The sequence below is a fragment of the Collinsella aerofaciens genome, assembly GCF_039758815.1.
In the GTDB taxonomy this organism is placed as follows: domain Bacteria; phylum Actinomycetota; class Coriobacteriia; order Coriobacteriales; family Coriobacteriaceae; genus Collinsella; species Collinsella aerofaciens_BP.
Window position 1 is genome coordinate 46,864 of sequence record NZ_JBDMSK010000005.1, and the last position, 16,858, is coordinate 63,721.

The window sequence follows — 16,858 nt, forward strand, 5'->3', positions numbered from 1 at the left end:
GGTGCGGCGTATAGGATTCGAACCTATGACGTTCTGATTCGTAGTCAGACCCTCTATCCAGCTGAGGTAACGCCGCAGCGCGTTATTCATAATGCCACCGCCCCTAGGTCGCGTCAAGAAAAAATTCTCTTAAAGTCAAAAAAATTTTTAGCCGCACGCATCCAAGCAACGGAAAAGCAGGTAGATGGCTCGCGCCTGCCCAAATATTTTTCCCCTCCCCCATGTTGTTGCCCCACATTCAAAAATGGGACGCTTGTAGCGCTTTGCACGACGCTTTTGGGACCCAAGGCACTTCCTAAAATGCCCCCGACCGATAGCCTCGTAAGTAGGAAGGGCCCATGACGGCATCCGTTGATCCACGCAGCGACTCATGGGTCGAAATGAAAAGAACGCACACGAAAGGACGAGGACCTATGAAGATCACCAAGAAACTACTGGCGGTATGCGTTGCGGCTCTTGCCCTGAGCATGGCCCTCATGGGCTGCAACGGCGGCACAAGCTCTTCCAGTGGCGGGAGCGCTTCCAAGGGCACTACCGAGCAAAAGGAGTCCAAGAAGCCCGCGGACAACCGTATCGACTTCACCTGGTTCAAGGCCTCTGTGCCCGAGGGCTATGACGTCTGGTCCGACAGCGGCGACGGCGGCTTCGTCGGCAGCATTTGCTTCAAGAATGTCGACGAGAGCGATAAGTCCATCTCCTTTGATGTTGAGTCCGACGACGCCGAGACGCTCGTTGCCGATGAAACCGAGAGCGACGGCTACGAAGCAGGTGAAGATATCACCATCGGCAAGTACACCTGGAAGACCGTCAACTTCACCTGGAACAAGACACCGAGCGTCGAACTGATCTCCGAGATTCCCGATACCGGCCAAAGCGTCGTTATCTACCTGTTCATGACGACTCCCGACGACCCCGCCGTCAAGGCATTCCTCGAGTCCCTCGAGTTCCCCGAGAACCTCGAAGAGGCGCATAACGAGGCCAAGAACATCAGCATTGCCGACCTCTGCAAGGAAAACGGCCTCACTGAGTACAAGCCGGGAAAGTAGCCCCGCAGTTCATTTGTGTACGACAGACGTTGCTCCACACAACGGTCTGTAAGGAAAACGGAGAGGGTCGAGCAAGAAAGGACGAGAACCCATGAAGATCACTAAGAAGCTATTGGCGGTATGCGTTGCGGCTCTTGCCCTGAGCATGGCCCTCATGGGCTGCAACGGCGGTAGCTCTGCAAAGCCTGCTGGCAGCGACGCCGGCAGCGCCCCCAAGCAGGCGACCGAAAAGAAGGAGTCCAAAAAGCCCGCCGACGACCGTATCGACTTTACGTGGTTCAAGGCTTACGCACCCGAGGGCTACGACGTATGGGCGCGCAGCGGAAGCGATGGCAATGTGTCTGAAATCCTCTTCAACGGCATCGAGGATAGCAACAAAGTCATCTCCTTTGGCGTAAGCTCCACGAAGGACGCCGAGACGGTTGTCACCAACGACTCGGCCCGCGATGGCTATGAGCGTGGAGAAGACGTGACCATCGGCCGGTATACCTGGAAGACCGTCAACTTTACGTGGCACAAGACACCGAGCATGCACCTCGCGACCGATATTCCCAACTCCGGAAGAAGCGTCGAGATCACTCTCTTTATGGCGACCACCGACGACCCCGCCTGCAAGGCATTCCTCGAGTCCATTGAGTTCTGCGAAGAAGATCTTGAGGAAAAGAAGCTTGAGGCCAAGGACATTAGCATCAAGGATCTCTGCGAGGAGAACGGACTTGTCATCTCCGGAACGAGAAAGTAGCGCCAAACCCGGCATGACGCCACGCGCAGAATAGCCCGCAGGGCAGCGCGAGCGCGCGAGCAGGGCCCGATTCCCGCTTCCCCCGGAATCGGGCCTCTTTTTGTTTTGGCCGTCTTCCGCGTCAAAACGTCGCAAGCCGCGCGCAAACAAAGGCGGCGGAGCCCCATGGCCCCGCCGCTCATCATGCGATATGTTTGCAAGAGACCTTACGCCTCGGGCTCGATCTTCTCGAGACCACCCATGTAGGGACGCAGAACCTCGGGGATCGTGATGGTGCCGTCGGCGTTCTGGTAGTTCTCCAGAATGGCGGCCATGGTGCGGCCGGCCGGCAGGCCGGAACCGTTGAGAGTGTGCAGGTAGCGCGAACCCTTGAAGTTCTCGGGGTCGCGATACTTGATGTTGGCGCGGCGAGCCTGGAAGTCACCGCAGTTGGAGCAGGAGCTGATCTCCTTGTAGGCGTTGTAGCTCGGCAGCCAGACCTCGACGTCGTAGGTCTGACGGGCAGAGAAACCCAAGTCGCCGGTGCACAGGCTAATCACGCGATACGGAAGGCCCAGCTGCTGCAGCAGGCACTCGGCCTCGGCGGTCATGCTCTCGAGCTCCTCGTCGGACTCCTCCGGCTTAGCGAACTTGACCATCTCGACCTTGTCGAACTCGTGCTGACGGATAATGCCGCGGGTGTCGCGACCGGCGGAACCGGCCTCCTCGCGGAAGCAGGGGGTGAAGGCGGTGTAGCGGCGCGGCAGAGTGTCGGCATCGAGAACCTCGCCGGCGTGTAGGTTGGTAAGCACGACCTCGGCGGTGGGGATCAGGAAGTTGTCGCCCGAGACGTGATAGGCGTCATCCTCGAACTTGGGCAGCTGGCCCGTACCGAACATGGTCTGACGCTTGACGACGATGGGCGGCCACCACTCCTTAAAACCACGGCTGGTGTGCGTATCGAGGAAGAAGTTGATGAGGGCGCGCTCCAGGCGGGCGCCGGCGCCACCGAGAACGGTAAAGCGGCTGCCGGAGAGCTTATTGCCACGCTCGAAGTCGAGGATGTCCAGATCGGTGCCCAGATCCCAGTGCGGCTTAAAGTCGAAGTCGAACTCGCGCGGGGTGCCCCAACGACGGCGCTCAATGTTCTCGTCCTCGTCCTTGCCGTACGGCGTGGCCTCGCAAGGAATGTTGGGCAGGTGAGCCATGAAGTCGTACTGCTCCTGCTCGAGAGCAGTGCGGCGCTCGGCCAGACCGTCAATCTTCTCGTTGACGGCGCGCACGGCCTCCTTGGCGGCCTCGGCCTCGTCCTTCTTGCCCTCCTTCATCAGGGCGCCGATCTTCTTGGACTCGGCATTGCGCGTAGCCTGGAGCTCCTCGACCTCGGTGATGACGGCACGACGCTCGTCGTCGAGCTCAAAGAACTTCTCGCGATCCCAAGACGTCTGGCGGTTAGCCATGGCGACATCGATGGCATCGGGGTTCTCGCGAACAAACTTGATATCAAGCATTAGATCCTCCGGCGATATACATTCCATTTAGGTTGCAACCTTGTACATGTATGGGCAAGTATATACTTATGAGCGTTTACGACCCAACTCAACTACGCAAGAAGGCACCCAATGGACGCAGTTTTTTCCTTTTTGTTTGGCACCCGCACCGGTTTTGCCATCCTTTTCGCCGGCGGCATCCTGTTATTTGCGATTCTTGCCTTTGTAATGGAGAAGCGCACCCATAAGATGTACGTCGACCGCGGACCCAAGTCCGAGGATGAGGAAGACAGCTTCTGGGACTAACCTGCCAAAAAGGGACAGGTTTATTTTGGTCGGTTTTATCTGGGCAAACGCAAGCGCCCCGCAACTGGAATTGAGCCAGTTGCGGGGCGCTTTTTGCTATAGAGATAAAACCGCAGGAAAACCAGCCAAAATAAACCTGTCCCTAAATGGAAGGTTTTACTGAAGGGTGGCGTCGATGGCCTTGACCAGGGCGCTGCGCATGCCGGCATCCTCGAGCGCGATGACGCCCTTGATGGTGGCGCCGCCGGGCGAGCATACGGCATCCTTCATCGCCGCAGGATGCTGGCCAGTTGCAAGCTGCAGCTTTGCCGTACCCAGCACCATCTGGCTCACAATGCGATAGGCATCGGCACGCGGGATACCGTGCTTGACCGCCGCATCGCCCAGGGCCTCGATTGCCATAGCGACAAATGCCGGAGCGCAACCACCCACCGTGCCGCCCACAAACAGCAGGCTCGTATCGAGCTCGACCACCGCACCGAGCTTGCCAAGCAGATCAAGCACCACTGCGCTCTGCTCATCACTAAGCGTGGAAGCCTTCTCGCAAGCGATGACGCCCTCGTCCACCGAAACCGGTGTGTTGGGCACCGTCGAGATATGCGCAACGCCCGGCAGGACCTGCTCCCACTTGGCACTGTCCCAGGTCCAGGCAACCGACAGAACGACCTTTTTGGCAAGAGCATCCTTGAGCGGGGCGAATACCTTCTCGATCATGTACGGTTTGACCGCAGCGACCACGATATCGGATGCGGCGACGACCTCGGCGGCATCGTGGCAGGCGACCATGCCGCGCGCCTCGCAGCGCTCAACCAGTGCGTCGTAGCGACCCGCACAGGCGCACATGTCGCTCGCAGCTACACCGGCAGCGATCCAGCCATCGGCCATAGCGCTCGCCATATTGCCAAAACCGACAAATCCAATCTTCATATCGCATAGTCCTTTCAGACACATTCCTCAAAACGAAAGGTATTGTCCCACGCCATTGTTTCGTATTGCCGACCTATTTGTGATACGGCTCGCCACGGCTGATCTTGCAGGCACGGTAAATCTGCTCTAGCAGCACCACACGCGCCAGGTTATGCGGCAAGGTAATGTGTCCAAAGCTGAGCATCTCGTCGGCGCGGGCGCGCACCTCATCACTCACGCCGTCCGAACCGCCGATTACAAAGGCAATGTCGCTGCTGCCTCGCAGCATAAGATCGTCGAGCCGCGCCGAGAGCTCCTCACTCGAACGCTCCTTGCCCTCGATAGCCAGCAGGATCACATGCGCCCGAGACGGCAATGCAGCAAGAATTGCCGCCCCCTCCTTGTCGCGCGCGGCATCCACGCCGCCCGCCTTAGCCGGGTCGATATCGGCCACCTCGCGGATATCAACCTTGGCATAGGCACCTAGGCGCTTGGTGTACTCAGCGCACGCGTCCTTCCAAAAGCGCTCCTTGAGCTTACCGACGCAAACGACGGTGTATTTCACGCGCGTCTACTCCTTCGAATCGTTTTGAACTTTGCTGGCGGTCAGCATCTGCTCGAACATCGAGGCCGACTGCGAAAAGTCGCTCGGCAGCACGACCGTCGAGGTTTTACCCGTGCGAGCGAACTCCGTCATCATCTCGGACCACTGCGTAAACATGAACAGTTGGTTGGCCTCGTCATTGCCGACACCCGTCTCTTGGATGATCTCGAGCGAATCTTTGATACCCAGCGCGATGGCCTTGCGCTGGTTGGCGATGCCCTCGCCCGCCTTTTCCATTGCCTCGGCCTCGGCGGTCGCCTCGGTGACGCGCTTGATGCGGTCGGCCTCAGCGAGCTCCTGTGCCGCAGCGCGCTTGCGCTGGGCAGCGTTGATGTCGTTCATGGAGTTCTCGACCTCGGTCGGCAGCGCGATTTTGGTGATGAGTGTCGACACGAGGGTGAAGCCGTAGGCAGCAATCTGCTCGGACACGGTGGCATTAACGTCCTTGGCGATGTCATCCTTCTTGGCAAAGACCTCATCGAGTGTGTAGACGGGAATCGAAGAGCGCAGAGCGTCGGTGATGAAGTCACGCATCTGGTCGACGGGCTCCTGCAGCATATAGTAGCTCTTGTAGATGCCCGAATCTGCCGGGCCGGCGCCCATGTCATAGCTCACGTGGTACTGAGCAGAGACCTCAAGGCCGATGGTCACGTTGTCCTGGGTCTTAACGTCGATGCCAAAACCGTTTTTCATGGTGCGCAGACTCACCGTGGCGGCCTTGCGGTCGATCACGGGCACCTTCATGTGGAAGCCCGCGTTGACGATGCGGTTAAACTTGCCCAGACGCTCAATGATCACGGCATGCTGTTGTTCAACGACATAGCAGGCGTTAGGAAGCAGCAGCAACAGGATGATGATGGGAATCAAAAGGCTGGTAAGGGCGGCGATGATACCGGACAACAGCATGGTCTCTCCTCTGATAGGCACACGTTGGCACTAGGATACCCGCACGAAGCAGCAACATGACATCAACAAGAGGCCCATAACAAAAAAGCTCCCATTGCTGGGAGCTCTTTCATTTAATGGTGCGGGCGAAAGGACGTCCGCGTATCCGCTTCGCGGATCCGCACCGGCTTCGGCCGCCTGCCGGCGTCCTCGCCAGCTCGCTAAAAACGCTCCGCGTTTTCTTTACGCTCGCTCCTTCACAGGTTCAAGTCCCTGTGATGGGCCCATAACAAAAAAGCTCCCATTGCTGGGAGCTCTTTAATTTAATGGTGCGGGCGAAAGGACTTGAACCTTCATGGGGTTGCCCCCATACGGACCTGAACCGTACGCGTCTGCCAATTCCGCCACGCCCGCGTGCAGGAATTAGAATAACGGAGCGCCACCACGAACGCAAGAACTATTTTTGAAAAAGTTTGCAGGCATTCTCCCAAGCGGCTTGCGCGATTGCCTCAGCATCCTCGCCGGTACGATCGACACGGTCGTTGACCAGCGTGTTTGCCGTAATGGAGATCATTGCGGGCTCGCATTCAAGACCGCGGATGGGCTCCGGAGCCATATACGGGCAATCCGTCTCGAACAAAATTCGATCGAGTGGGGTTGCCGCAAATGCCTCGCGCACATCGTCGTTGCGCTTAAAGGTGGCCGCACCGCCATAGGCGATATAGCAGCCCAAATCCACAAAGCGCTCCATCGTGGCGCGGTCCTCGCCAAAACAGTGCAGCACACAACCAGCCTGGGGCACACCCACCTCGCGCAGTACGTTGTACGCATCAACGTGCGAGGTGCGCTCCCCATCCGAGTCCTCGTGACGCAGGTGCAGCTCCACCGGCACATTGCGGCGCACGGCAAGCTCGAGCTGGCGCGCCATGCAATCAATCTGCACGTTATGGGGTGCCGGCGCGATATCGTCGTCATAGTCCATGTGATAGTCCAGGCCGATTTCGCCAATACCGGCGCATAAGGGGTCATCAAGTGCGGCAACGACCTGTGCATGAACGTCGTCGGTATAGTCCGGCGCGCCATACGGATGCACGCCGGCAAGATACTTGATCTGCGGGATATCCTGCATCGGAAGAATCTCGCGCACCAGCCAGTCGCTATAGTCCGCCACGCTGCGCTTGTCGGCAATGGGGTCGAACATCGTCACCAACAGGTCGACGCCCGCGGCTTTGGCACGCAGGAGCGTCTCGGGCACATCCTTGCCCCAAAACGAAAGCAGATGTGCATGCGTGTCGGCAAGCGGCGCCAAGGGCACGGGACAAGCAACCGTCTTCTTTTTCTTGGTAAACGTCACGCGTTCGGCATTAGGCATCATGGATTAGCTCCTGAGCCAAGCGGACAAAGGCGGCGACGTCGAGCGTCTCGGCGCGCGTGGTAGGTGCGATACCGCAGGCCTCAAAGGCGGCGTCGAGCGCGTCCTTGGCAAAGCCGTTGGCGCTCATAGAGTTGCGAATCGTCTTGCGACGCTGAGCAAACGCGGCGTCGATCACGCGGGCCACAAACTCGCGGTCGATGCCCTCGGGTACCATACCGTCAACGCGATCGATGCGCACTACGGCAGAATCCACATGCGGCGCCGGCATAAAGCAACGCGGCGGCACCTCAAAGCGCCCCGTCACCTGCGCATACAGGCCGAGCTTTGCCGTGTAGCCGCCATAGGTCTTGTTGCCCGGCGTTGCGGCAATGCGATCTGCAACTTCCTTTTGCACCATGACGACGGCGCGCTTGAGCGCGGGCATCGTCTGGAAGAATTGAAGGATGATCGTCGCCGCCACGTTATAGGGCAGATTCGCGACAAACACCGTGGGTTCACCACCGGCGACCTGCTCAATCTGCTCCGGCGTCACCTTGAGCGCATCGCCCATGATAAAGCGGAAGTTGGCATAGTCGGCGGCGTGGGCGTCAAGCACCGGCTCAAGCTCGGGATCGGCCTCGATCGACGTAACGCACGCCGCCTCCTGCAGCAACGCAAGTGTCAACGTACCGCAACCCGGGCCGACCTCGAGCACGCGCTCATCGCCCGCAAGTTCAGCGAGCTCACAGATACGTTCGATCACATGGTTGTCGATCAGGAAGTTTTGGCCCAGGCGATGCTTGGTCGCAAGGCCAAACTCCTCTAGCAGCTCCCTAGTTGCCGTGGGGTTTGCCAAAGGCGAAGTTGTCATAGTTGCCTCCTTAGCATGGTGGCGGCGTCTTGAAACAAAAGGGCATGGACCGTTGCGGCCATGCCCTTACATCTAAACAGCAAATTGCCGATATGGCGCGCAGCGGCTTAGCCCAGACGCGGGAACAGCGGCTCGCCCTTCTCGACGGGCTGACCACCGGCAAGCAGGCCCCAAGCGCAAATGCCCTTGAGGTCGTCGCTCGTGGCCTCGTCCTCGCAGGACAGGCGACGCAGAGCCTCGGCAGAAGTCTGGGGCATGAGTGGCATCAGCAGGTGAGCGGCGATGCGGATGGCCTCGAGCAGGTTGTAGATCACAAACGCCAGCTCGTCAGCCTTGGCCTCGTCCTTGGCAAGCGCCCAAGGCTCGGAGTCCTCGATGTAGTGGTTGGCGGCATGGATGAGCTCCATGACCTCGTCCTTAGCTCCACCGTAATCGAGCACGTCCATCTTGGCCATGTAGCGATCGACCAGGCCATCGGCAATCTTTGCCAGCGGGTTGTCGAACGCATCGAACGATGCGGGCTTGGCGGGCGCGCAACCGTCAAAGTACTTGCCGCTCATGTTGAGCGAACGCGAGATAAGGTTGCCCCAGCTGTTGGCCAGGTCGGCGTTGTAGACCTGCTCCATGCGCTCGAAGCTGATGGCGCCGTCGGTGCCGGGCACCACGTCGGTCATAAAGTAGTAGCGATAGCCCTCGACGCCCAACATGTCGATAACGTCCTGCGGAGCGATGGCGTTGCCGCGGCTCTTGGACATCTTCTCGGCCTTGCCGGTCTCGGCATTGCGCACGGTCAGGAAGCCGTGGGCAAAGACGTGCTCGGGCAGGGCCTCGCCGATGGCCATGAGCATGGCGGGCCAAATGACGCAGTGGAAGCGGATGATGTCCTTGCCCACGATGTGGAACTGCGCGGGCCAGCGATAGGCCAGCTCGGCACGCGCCTCGTCGGTGTCGACACCGTAGCCGACGGCCGTCATATAGTTGAGCAGCGCATCGAACCACACGTAGGTCACGTGACCCTCGTCAAACGGGACCTGAATGCCCCAGTCAAAGCTCGTACGGCTCACGGAAAGGTCATTAAGGCCGCCCTCGACAAAGCTACGTACCTCGTTCATGCGGAACGCAGGCTCGACAAAGTCGGGGTGCTCGTCATAGAGCTTGAGCAGCTTGTCCTGGAAGGCGGAAAGCTTAAAGAAGTAGGACTCCTCCTGCACGCGCTCAAGCGGACGGTGGCAGTCGGGGCACAGGTGCTGGCCGACGCTGCCGTACTCCTCGTCGCCCTTCTGGACCTGCGTATCAGTGAAGTAGGTCTCGTCAGGCACGCAATACCAACCGTCGTAGCTGCCCTTATACAGGTAGCCGGACTCCTTCATGCGCTCCCACAGGTACTGCACGGCATGATGCTGGCGCGGCTCGGTGGTGCGGATGAAGTCGTCGTTGGAAATCTCGAGCTTGCTCCAAAGCTCCTTGAAGTGCGGAGCCTGGCTGTCGGTCCACTCCTGCGGCGTCATGTTGTGCTTGGCTGCGGCCTCGGCGACCTTCTCGCCGTGCTCGTCCATGCCGGTCAGGAACTTGACGTTATAGCCGGCGGAGCGGCGATAGCGAGCCTGAACGTCGGCGATGATGGTGGAATAAGCCGTGCCCAGGTGCGGATCGGCGTTGACGTAGTAGATGGGCGTCGTGATAAAGAACGAAGGCTTGCTTTGATCCATGGGGTTTGTCCTCCAGAAAAACGTTGCATACAGGGGATGATTCTAGCGCAAGGGCTGGATATCCTCCATCTATTGCATATCGAGCACCATGGCATAGACATCGCGCTTGCGGCGCGAATACTTCTGAGACAGGCGCTTGGCCACCGCAGAGGCGGGCTCCCCCTCCTCGAGCGCGGCGCGGATATCCTCGCGCAGGGCCTCGTCGGGATCCGCTGCCGCGGCGCCAACCGGCACGATACCGGCCTCCTCATCCTCGCTCGGCGGCGCGATGACCAGCGCAATCTCGCCCTTTACCTCGCCGCGAGCACGCAGCTCCTCGGCAAGCTGAGCAGCGGGCCCGCGCAAGACCTCCTCGTGCAGCTTGGTGAGTTCGCGGCAGACGGCAACCTCACGCTGGGGAAAGACCTCCGCCACGGCCTCGAGCGTCGCCACGATGCGATGTGGAGACTCGTAGAAGATGAGTGCGCCGGGCACCACGGCAAGGCGCTGTAAACGGCGCACGCGGTCGCCGTGCTTTCGGCCCAAAAAGCCCTCGAAGAAAAAATGCTCGCAGGGAATGCCGGACGAAACGAGCGCCGTGACGCAAGCAGAGGGCCCGGGAATAACTTCAACGGGCACATCGGCCTCACGCGCCGCCTCGACCAGCGCCTGGCCGGGATCGGACACACTCGGCATGCCGGCGTCCGAGGCAAAAGCGAGGGTCTCCCCCGCCAGCAGACGGTCGACCAGGCCGACGGCGCGGCTGGCGATCACATTCTCGTCGCAACGGACAAGCGGCTTGGAAATGCCCAGATGCATCAGCAGCTTTGACGTCACACGCGTGTCTTCGCAGCAGATGGCATCGGCGGCGGCAAACGCCTCGCCAACGCGCGGGGACAGGTCGCCCAGGTTGCCGATGGGCGTGCCGACCACATAGAGTTTGCCCGTATGGGTGCTGTTTTGCGTCATATCAACCTATTCAATCATGCCGCGCTCGAGCGTACCGAGCGCCGCGCGGGCGTCCCATGCTGCAATGCGCTTCTCGGTCTTCCACGTTTGGAAGAACCAACCGGCAGCCGGCGCAAACGAAGCCAGCTGGTTGGCGATAAACACGCGCTCGTAGGCATTGCGGCCCTCGGGCGTAACCGACGAGTTGGCAAAGATCGCCGCGCCCGACCATTCGCCCACCAGCACGGGGAACCCAGTCGAAATCGCTTCTTTAAGCTCGCGCTTGTTACGCGAAATCGCCGTCGTCAGCCCGCGGGGGCTCGTGATATCGAGCGCATACTCGTCGCGGTAATGGTACAGGTGAAGGTCCATGTAGACGTTCTTGTACTTGGCGCCGCGCATAAAATGCTTCCACTCGCTGGGATGCCCCGACGACGAGAAGACGACGATCTTATCCTCGGGCATATACGAACGGACGAGCTCGTAGGCATCGCGATAGAAATTGCGCAGGTAGTGAGCGGGAATGCCATCCGTCATGGTGAAGAGGCTCTTGCGAACGCTCATCTGCGGCGTGTCCAGCAGCTCAATGCCCAGCAGGCTCTCGGCCTCGCCATAGCGATCGGCCAAGCGCTCGAGCACGTCGAGTGCGACATGACGGCCGTTGGTGGACGAATGCCACTCGGCAACAGCCTCCGGCGTGGTGGGCGAATCGTTGGAATCGCCCTGGCCACCGGGCACGGTTGCCAGATCGAGCAGCACGCGGATGTCGTACTTGGCAGCCCACTCAATTGCGCGGTCGATGTAATCGACAACCGATATGTAGGAGGCATCGGACTCCTGTGAGCCAAAGGCATACCAGGGCACCGGCAGACGCACGGCATTGAGACCGATCTGCGCCATGCGACGAAAATCGTCCTCGCTCACAAACGTCTCGTAATGGCGGCGCATGCGCTCGTTATAGGCGGCGGTACCCATGGCCTCCTGTAGCTCGGCCGCGTTGGATGCACCGGTCGCCGCGTACAGCGACGGGGTCACCCAAGGCTCGGGAATAAACCAGCCAGAGAGATTAACGCCGAGTATCCTCTCCATCACTGCCCCCTTCGGATCATGCAGGTCGAACCCGCATCGTATTGCATAGGATAAGTATCGTTTTGAGTATACCCGCGTGTGCGGACAGGCGACCGAACGGTCTGTAAAGTGACGCGAAAGTGGGAGGAATGTCTGGGGCGGGCGGGCTCGGAATGGTGCGACGAGGTGTGTACGCGCGCCGGAGGCAGGCACCGGAAAGTGTGTCCCGTTCTGAGCCCTTATTCTGGGACGCAGTTTCCGCAGAACCCTACATAAAAGAAAGGGACCCCTTTGCAGAGGTCCTAGTCAATTCAAGGTGGCGGGGAAGGGAATCGCGTCCGCGCGCTGCGCGGACGGACCGCTGCGGCGCTTACGCGCCTTGCGAGCTGCGCTGGCAAACGCTTACGCGTTTACTCAGCTCCGCGCCCTCACGGGGTTCGATTCCATGTGGGGGCTGCATAAAAGAAAAGGACCCCTTTGCAGAGGTCCTAGTCAATTCAAGGTGGCGGGGAAGGGAATCGAACCCCTGACACGAGGATTTTCAGTCCTCTGCTCTACCAACTGAGCTACCCAGCCATTTGAGGTGTGCCTTGTTTCAAGGCTTGATTAGTATAACCAAGGACGCGTTCCGGTCAACCGAGAATTTTAAAAAAGTTTTTGAGCACAGCCTCGGTTCTATAAATCGGCACGTCAGAGGCATCAGCCGGCAGCAAGAAGTTTTTCGCTCAGAGCCGCACGGGCAAACTCACTTGGCGTCATCCCCTCGGCAGCCGCCCGTCGACGAATGGCCTCCTTCATTCCCAGAGGAATCTTGACCGACAGCGTTGCCGTCCCCTCACCTGAGAGTGGGGGCCGTCCATGCACGATCCCACCAACGGTGTGTTCGCCATCCGGAAACTCTCCGCGCTCGTACGACTCGCACCACGCGTCAATCATTTCGTCCGTTACAACCTGACCATTAGCGGCCGTATACGTCTTGCCCATCATCGACCCCTTTGCCGAGCCTGTTCAATCTCCTGCCAAAATTTCTTCTGGACTGGAGACAAGGCATGAATGATAAGCCACCCACGGACAAGCTCGACCGCGACAAGCTCCACGCTTCGTCCGTCTGGGAGCCATCCAATCGCAAGCCATCTCGGCGGCTCGTCCTTCGACTCGCGACGAATGCACTCAGTAACCGCAAGCCAAGCGCTAAGCACCTGCTTTTCCGTCAGGTGCTTTTTAGCGTTGGGATGGATCTCAACATCCACGCATCTTCTCCTCCATCTTACCCAATTTCGTATGACGAAAGTCCGCTGTCGCCAGTTCTTAAGCCGGCACGCGTTGGAGAGCAGGGATCGAAACAATGATTGAAGGACGCTCTAGTACGGCCCAGGCGCCGGGGCAGGAGCACGTGCGCCAAGGACGAACGCTTTCGTAGCGCGCGAGGATATTGCCGTCGCGATCGATGAAGGCGATGTCGATGGGATAGGCCATAAAACACGTATGGACCGAAGAGCAGCGTGGAAACGCCATGACGAGCGGCAGACCGTTGGCGGCAACCGGACACCGTCCCAGCATGCCGCGCAGGCGCACGGCAAACGACTCCGCCACCACAAACTCGGCCGGCGTCCAACCCAGCCTGTTGAGCGCCCGCGCGTACGCGATGTAGGACGAGACCGCGGTCACATGACCACCCCCGGACGCCATGGATCGACCGTCACCGCGCGCTCGTGCGACAACGTTGTCGGCGCCCCCAGCGTAACGCCAGCGATGCTGAGAGAAGTCGGCCACGGCTCATAGTGCATGGTGCAGGTGTAGGTCCTAAACGTACCGGATAGGGAGAGCAGGCCACCATCCGATGCCTCCGCGCCTTGCTCGCTCGACACTTCGATCTGCAAGCCATAGCCTTCCATGGCATTCAGAATTTGAGTCTGAACCGTCGCCGAGGCATCGGCAGAGCTTTCGTCGCCCTCCCCCTCCGACGCCACGGCGTGCGCCAACACGATGTCGGGCACCACGCGGTCGAAGCGCGCGACAGCGCTGGCAAAGATCATGACGTTGTACACGATGAGTGCCAGCACCAGCAAAACGGGCGTAACCACTGCCATCTCCACCGTCGCTTGGGCGCGCTCCTCGCGCAGACGCATGCGGATACTCATTACGACCCACCGCCCAGAGTGCCAACCAGCGTGGCGACATCGACGGTGAGCGGGATGGAGCCGCCGCCGGGCAGAGGAATCTCCGCAAGCGTGAACACCGTGCCGCTAATGGTGCGTTCGACTTGATATTCCAACGCCTCGCAAAGCGCCTTGGGATCGGTCACGCCCAACGGAATACTTCGCAGCTTGTCTTGCGCTTGAGAGAAACCAGCAATGTCAGACCCCGGACTCTTAATGACGTTGGCGGAATCGGTCAGCACCGGCTTTCGCAGGCGCAAGTCGCACGGCTCCAGACCCAACGCCGCCACGGAGGACGAGACGGTGTCACCGAGCCAGGACGCGATGGAGCCCAACGCGCCGCTACTCCCTCCCAAGCCACCGATCAGCTCTCCCATAAGCTCGTCGGCCGCACCCTGGATGTCTCCGTACCCCACAAGTAGGCGACCCCAAACATCCATAACGCCGTCGAGCACGCCGGCAACGCCGCCCGAACGCTCCTCCAGCGTCGAGAAGAAACGCGCGAGCACGTTGTTCTGCGCGGTCGCATCGTCAGGCGCCAGCACTGCAGCAGAAATTGCACCACGATCGCCAAGCTCAACTGCCGTGTTAAACGAAGAGTTGAGCTCGTCGGGACTGGAGATGGCGCCCGAGACCGCAAAGGCGACCACGCCGTTGCGACCGGGCGGGGCGATGCGCGGACGCTCACCGGATAGTTCTTTGATGGCGGTATCGAACGCATCGCCCGCACGGTCGGCTTCGTCCTCGGTCTGACGCTCGAGCTCAAGCTCCTTGTTGCGACAGTCGACGTAGTCCTCCAGGGCGTCTTTAAACTTGTCAAAGTGATACTCGAAGCCGTTTTCGATAGAGGTTGAAGGCGCCGCAACAGCACCAAGCGACGAAACGCCAAAATGGCATTTGCTGCATTTATCCTGCCCATCGTAATCGGCAACCGAAGCAAATCCGCTCGGCGTTCCTTTCTTATAGTTAGGGCAGGTCGTCCCGTAATGCAGATACGCCTTGTCATCGTTCACACTCGTCGGCCACACCGCATCGGTATAGAGTTCCGTCGCCCGAACCTCATCAGAGTTGCGCGGCAGCAGCGGAATATAGGAGGAAACCCTGTCTCCGTTCTCGGTTATATATGCCCGATCGACCTCCGCACTCGCATAGGTATAAAACGCCTTACGCGCCGCAGACTCTGCCTTCATCTCGACACTCGAGCCTTGGGGCTTCTCGTTTGCCAGACGCCGATGGTAGTAGTCCTTCGCGCGATCAAGGGCAACTTGAGGCTCCCACGTAACGCTCGAAGCGTAATGCGGATTTTGAACACCGGAGAGATCCGTTAGGCTTTTCGCACGCTCCCACATACACGAACAGCTGCCGACCGAACCTTTATCCGATCCACCGCAATCCGCTAGCCAGGCGCGCTCTTTGGCCTTCGCCGTCTCCTCCGATGCTTTTTGTAGCTCCTCGGCCGCGCGCTCCAGATCTTCCGACGCATCTTTAATGGCATCGGTCGAGATCTCGGATCCTTCGAGCGCAACAAAATCCGACTCGGATGTCCTGGGCACGGCAAGCGCCGTACCGGTATAGGTCACGCCGTCGGTATCCTGCACCGATACTGCCTGCATGGCACGCGCGGCAACCAGGTACGGCAAGGCGGTCTCAATCTTTTGCAGGCCCTTTGCCGCACTTTTGGCAAACTTGTTACGTGTTTTAATGATCTGGGTTCCCGTATCGATGATATCGCTGCCAACGACCTCGGCGCCCGGAATAAGAATGGCAACCAAGCCGGTTCCGATCGTGGCAAACCCCGCCAGGCCCAAACTCAAAATGCTCGCATCCACCACCGTGGCAGCTGTGTGATAGGACGACACCACGTTGGCGCCCGCCAGGGCACCGCTATCGGCCGCCACCTGGGTATCTCCGGCGCGCGACATGCTCCATATCGCCGCGGTCGACGAAAACAGCAGCGTAAGCACCACCAGAATGACAACCGCAGAGGAGAGCGTGGTATAGGCCCCGTCTTCGATAAACAAGTCGATACCGGCACGGCCCATAAAGCCGCCCCGCTTGCGGCGAGCGCCTGGTCGACGGCGGGCCGCAAACCCTTGCGTCGCCCGCAACAGGCAGCGCCTAATCCCATGCAGCAATCCATGAATCATAATCTCCCTCCAGCCATTCGGGACGCGATCGATACGAGACGTCGACCTTGAGCTCGACATAGCCGCCCTCACCCGCACTGCCCATGGCCTGCACAAATGCACCGATCACGGGCAGCGGCTTAACCTCGCCGGCAACAGACACGGACGAAACGCCACCGGCACCGGCCCGCCCCAACTCGATATCCCACGACAGCGGCCCGCCGGCATGAAAAATCGAGACGTTGGGCACCGCGGCAAGTCTGCGGCGAGTGAACTCCTTAAGGTCATCGTCGTCCTCCACCGTCGTCGTGGTCATAAGCCGCGCGGTCTCGGCGGCGGCAGACTCCATGACCGCACGCGTATAGAGCAGGCACACCGGCTGCAACGCGAGCAAGATAAGTGTCAAAAACGTCGGCAGCAAAAAGGCGGCCTCGACCGTAGATTGCGCCCGATCCTCGCACGCGATATCAATACAGAGCGATGTCCTTGGCACCCGTCGCGGCATCGATAACCGACGATGGGGCGATGCCATGAGACGCCGCCCGCTCGACCAGTGCCGCCAAGCGCCCATCGGCGCCAGCGCGCCAAAGCCCCGCAATCGCCAGCACAATCGATAACAGCGCCACCGTGACGATGGCGTATTCCACAGTCGCTTGGGCAACCTCTTCACGCAGAACGCTATGCAT

Annotated in this window: 18 protein-coding genes and 3 tRNA genes; 3 read left to right on the forward strand and 18 right to left on the reverse strand. The window is 59.8% G+C overall.

The genetic code is table 11. The annotated features are described in order from the left end of the window. Window positions 1-2 precede the first annotated feature (2 nt). A tRNA-Arg gene (locus tag ABHT90_RS04255) sits at window positions 3-76 on the reverse strand. A 337-nt stretch (window positions 77-413) separates the two neighbouring features. Between ABHT90_RS04255 and ABHT90_RS04260 the strand changes: the two genes are divergently transcribed. Then, on the forward strand, window positions 414-1,046 hold the full coding sequence (locus tag ABHT90_RS04260; RefSeq protein ID WP_161145116.1) for a hypothetical protein: 633 nt from the start codon (window positions 414-416) through the stop codon (window positions 1,044-1,046). Window positions 1,047-1,137: 91 nt separating this feature from the next. After that, window positions 1,138-1,788: a hypothetical protein gene (locus ABHT90_RS04265; RefSeq protein ID WP_346981738.1), complete on the forward strand. Its 651-nt coding sequence runs from the start codon at window positions 1,138-1,140 to the stop codon at window positions 1,786-1,788. A 206-nt stretch (window positions 1,789-1,994) separates the two neighbouring features. Here ABHT90_RS04265 and serS read toward each other — a convergent pair whose 3' ends face one another. Continuing rightward, window positions 1,995-3,278, reverse strand: a complete 1,284-nt coding sequence (serS, locus tag ABHT90_RS04270) for a serine--tRNA ligase (protein ID WP_346981739.1) — start codon at window positions 3,276-3,278, stop codon at window positions 1,995-1,997. 111 nt (window positions 3,279-3,389) lie between these two features. Between serS and ABHT90_RS04275 the strand changes: the two genes are divergently transcribed. Continuing rightward, window positions 3,390-3,563 carry a DUF6724 family protein gene (locus ABHT90_RS04275; protein ID WP_006235069.1) on the forward strand — a complete coding sequence of 58 codons (174 nt, stop codon included), beginning with the start codon at window positions 3,390-3,392 and terminating at the stop codon, window positions 3,561-3,563. Window positions 3,564-3,719: 156 nt separating this feature from the next. Here the strand turns inward: ABHT90_RS04275 and proC are convergent, their stop codons facing one another. From proC to ABHT90_RS04355, 16 genes are all read right to left on the reverse strand, one after another. Further along, complete coding sequence (proC, locus tag ABHT90_RS04280; protein WP_161145119.1) at window positions 3,720-4,490, reverse strand: pyrroline-5-carboxylate reductase; 771 nt, start codon at window positions 4,488-4,490, stop codon at window positions 3,720-3,722. A gap of 73 nt (window positions 4,491-4,563) precedes the next feature. Further along, window positions 4,564-5,034: a 23S rRNA (pseudouridine(1915)-N(3))-methyltransferase RlmH gene (gene rlmH / locus ABHT90_RS04285; protein WP_161145120.1), complete on the reverse strand. Its 471-nt coding sequence runs from the start codon at window positions 5,032-5,034 to the stop codon at window positions 4,564-4,566. Window positions 5,035-5,040: 6 nt separating this feature from the next. Next, entirely contained in the window at window positions 5,041-5,979 is a 939-nt protein-coding gene (locus ABHT90_RS04290) for an SPFH domain-containing protein (protein WP_346981740.1), read from the reverse strand. A gap of 306 nt (window positions 5,980-6,285) precedes the next feature. Continuing rightward, a tRNA-Leu gene (locus tag ABHT90_RS04295) sits at window positions 6,286-6,372 on the reverse strand. Window positions 6,373-6,415: 43 nt separating this feature from the next. Beyond that, entirely contained in the window at window positions 6,416-7,333 is a 918-nt protein-coding gene (locus tag ABHT90_RS04300; RefSeq protein WP_161145122.1) for a TatD family hydrolase, read from the reverse strand. Next, entirely contained in the window at window positions 7,323-8,183 is an 861-nt protein-coding gene (gene rsmA / locus ABHT90_RS04305) for a 16S rRNA (adenine(1518)-N(6)/adenine(1519)-N(6))-dimethyltransferase RsmA (protein ID WP_346981741.1), read from the reverse strand. Before rsmA ends, ABHT90_RS04300 begins: the two co-directional genes overlap by 11 nt. Before the next feature lie 107 nt (window positions 8,184-8,290). Next, window positions 8,291-9,892, reverse strand: a complete 1,602-nt coding sequence (metG, locus tag ABHT90_RS04310; protein WP_217749855.1) for a methionine--tRNA ligase — start codon at window positions 9,890-9,892, stop codon at window positions 8,291-8,293. A gap of 69 nt (window positions 9,893-9,961) precedes the next feature. Further along, window positions 9,962-10,840, reverse strand: a complete 879-nt coding sequence (gene rsmI / locus ABHT90_RS04315; RefSeq protein ID WP_271759020.1) for a 16S rRNA (cytidine(1402)-2'-O)-methyltransferase — start codon at window positions 10,838-10,840, stop codon at window positions 9,962-9,964. Between the two features lie 6 nt (window positions 10,841-10,846). Then, window positions 10,847-11,908 (reverse strand): glycoside hydrolase family 5 protein, encoded by a 1,062-nt coding sequence (locus tag ABHT90_RS04320; protein WP_055309641.1) that lies wholly within the window; start codon window positions 11,906-11,908, stop codon window positions 10,847-10,849. Between the two features lie 482 nt (window positions 11,909-12,390). Further along, window positions 12,391-12,463 (reverse strand) — tRNA-Phe (locus tag ABHT90_RS04325). Between the two features lie 123 nt (window positions 12,464-12,586). Then, window positions 12,587-12,871 carry an ATP-binding protein gene (locus ABHT90_RS04330; protein WP_035137167.1) on the reverse strand — a complete coding sequence of 95 codons (285 nt, stop codon included), beginning with the start codon at window positions 12,869-12,871 and terminating at the stop codon, window positions 12,587-12,589. Window positions 12,872-13,195: 324 nt separating this feature from the next. After that, window positions 13,196-13,555, reverse strand: coding sequence for a DUF192 domain-containing protein (locus ABHT90_RS04335; RefSeq protein WP_233508931.1), 360 nt, complete (start codon window positions 13,553-13,555; stop codon window positions 13,196-13,198). Next, window positions 13,552-14,028 carry a TadE/TadG family type IV pilus assembly protein gene (locus ABHT90_RS04340; RefSeq protein WP_117759589.1) on the reverse strand — a complete coding sequence of 159 codons (477 nt, stop codon included), beginning with the start codon at window positions 14,026-14,028 and terminating at the stop codon, window positions 13,552-13,554. The genes ABHT90_RS04335 and ABHT90_RS04340 overlap by 4 nt, the downstream gene beginning before the upstream one ends. After that, a complete protein-coding gene (locus tag ABHT90_RS04345) occupies window positions 14,028-16,193 on the reverse strand; it encodes a hypothetical protein (protein ID WP_346981742.1) in 2,166 nt (721 codons plus the stop codon). The genes ABHT90_RS04340 and ABHT90_RS04345 overlap by 1 nt, the downstream gene beginning before the upstream one ends. Then, the gene (locus tag ABHT90_RS04350) at window positions 16,165-16,665 is read right to left on the reverse strand and encodes a TadE family protein (RefSeq protein ID WP_225094203.1); all 501 of its coding nucleotides are present in this window, start codon (window positions 16,663-16,665) and stop codon (window positions 16,165-16,167) included. The genes ABHT90_RS04345 and ABHT90_RS04350 overlap by 29 nt, the downstream gene beginning before the upstream one ends. Beyond that, on the reverse strand, window positions 16,640-16,858 hold the full coding sequence (locus ABHT90_RS04355) for a hypothetical protein (RefSeq protein WP_346981743.1): 219 nt from the start codon (window positions 16,856-16,858) through the stop codon (window positions 16,640-16,642). Before ABHT90_RS04355 ends, ABHT90_RS04350 begins: the two co-directional genes overlap by 26 nt.

Excerpts from the sequence above, each read along its gene's own strand:
- ABHT90_RS04260 (WP_161145116.1), top strand. The coding sequence starts at position 414 with ATGAAGATCACCAAGAAACTACTGGCGGTATGCGTTGCGGCTCTTGCC.
- ABHT90_RS04265 (WP_346981738.1), top strand. The coding sequence starts at position 1,138 with ATGAAGATCACTAAGAAGCTATTGGCGGTATGCGTTGCGGCTCTTGCC.
- serS (WP_346981739.1), bottom strand. The coding sequence starts at position 3,278 with ATGCTTGATATCAAGTTTGTTCGCGAGAACCCCGATGCCATCGATGTC.
- ABHT90_RS04275 (WP_006235069.1), top strand. The coding sequence starts at position 3,390 with ATGGACGCAGTTTTTTCCTTTTTGTTTGGCACCCGCACCGGTTTTGCC.
- proC (WP_161145119.1), bottom strand. The coding sequence starts at position 4,490 with ATGAAGATTGGATTTGTCGGTTTTGGCAATATGGCGAGCGCTATGGCC.
- ABHT90_RS04290 (WP_346981740.1), bottom strand. The coding sequence starts at position 5,979 with ATGCTGTTGTCCGGTATCATCGCCGCCCTTACCAGCCTTTTGATTCCC.
- ABHT90_RS04300 (WP_161145122.1), bottom strand. The coding sequence starts at position 7,333 with ATGATGCCTAATGCCGAACGCGTGACGTTTACCAAGAAAAAGAAGACG.
- rsmA (WP_346981741.1), bottom strand. The coding sequence starts at position 8,183 with ATGACAACTTCGCCTTTGGCAAACCCCACGGCAACTAGGGAGCTGCTA.
- metG (WP_217749855.1), bottom strand. The coding sequence starts at position 9,892 with ATGGATCAAAGCAAGCCTTCGTTCTTTATCACGACGCCCATCTACTAC.
- rsmI (WP_271759020.1), bottom strand. The coding sequence starts at position 10,840 with ATGACGCAAAACAGCACCCATACGGGCAAACTCTATGTGGTCGGCACG.
- ABHT90_RS04320 (WP_055309641.1), bottom strand. The coding sequence starts at position 11,908 with ATGGAGAGGATACTCGGCGTTAATCTCTCTGGCTGGTTTATTCCCGAG.
- ABHT90_RS04330 (WP_035137167.1), bottom strand. The coding sequence starts at position 12,871 with ATGGGCAAGACGTATACGGCCGCTAATGGTCAGGTTGTAACGGACGAA.
- ABHT90_RS04340 (WP_117759589.1), bottom strand. The coding sequence starts at position 14,028 with ATGAGTATCCGCATGCGTCTGCGCGAGGAGCGCGCCCAAGCGACGGTG.
- ABHT90_RS04345 (WP_346981742.1), bottom strand. The coding sequence starts at position 16,193 with ATGATTCATGGATTGCTGCATGGGATTAGGCGCTGCCTGTTGCGGGCG.
- ABHT90_RS04355 (WP_346981743.1), bottom strand. The coding sequence starts at position 16,858 with ATGCATAGCGTTCTGCGTGAAGAGGTTGCCCAAGCGACTGTGGAATAC.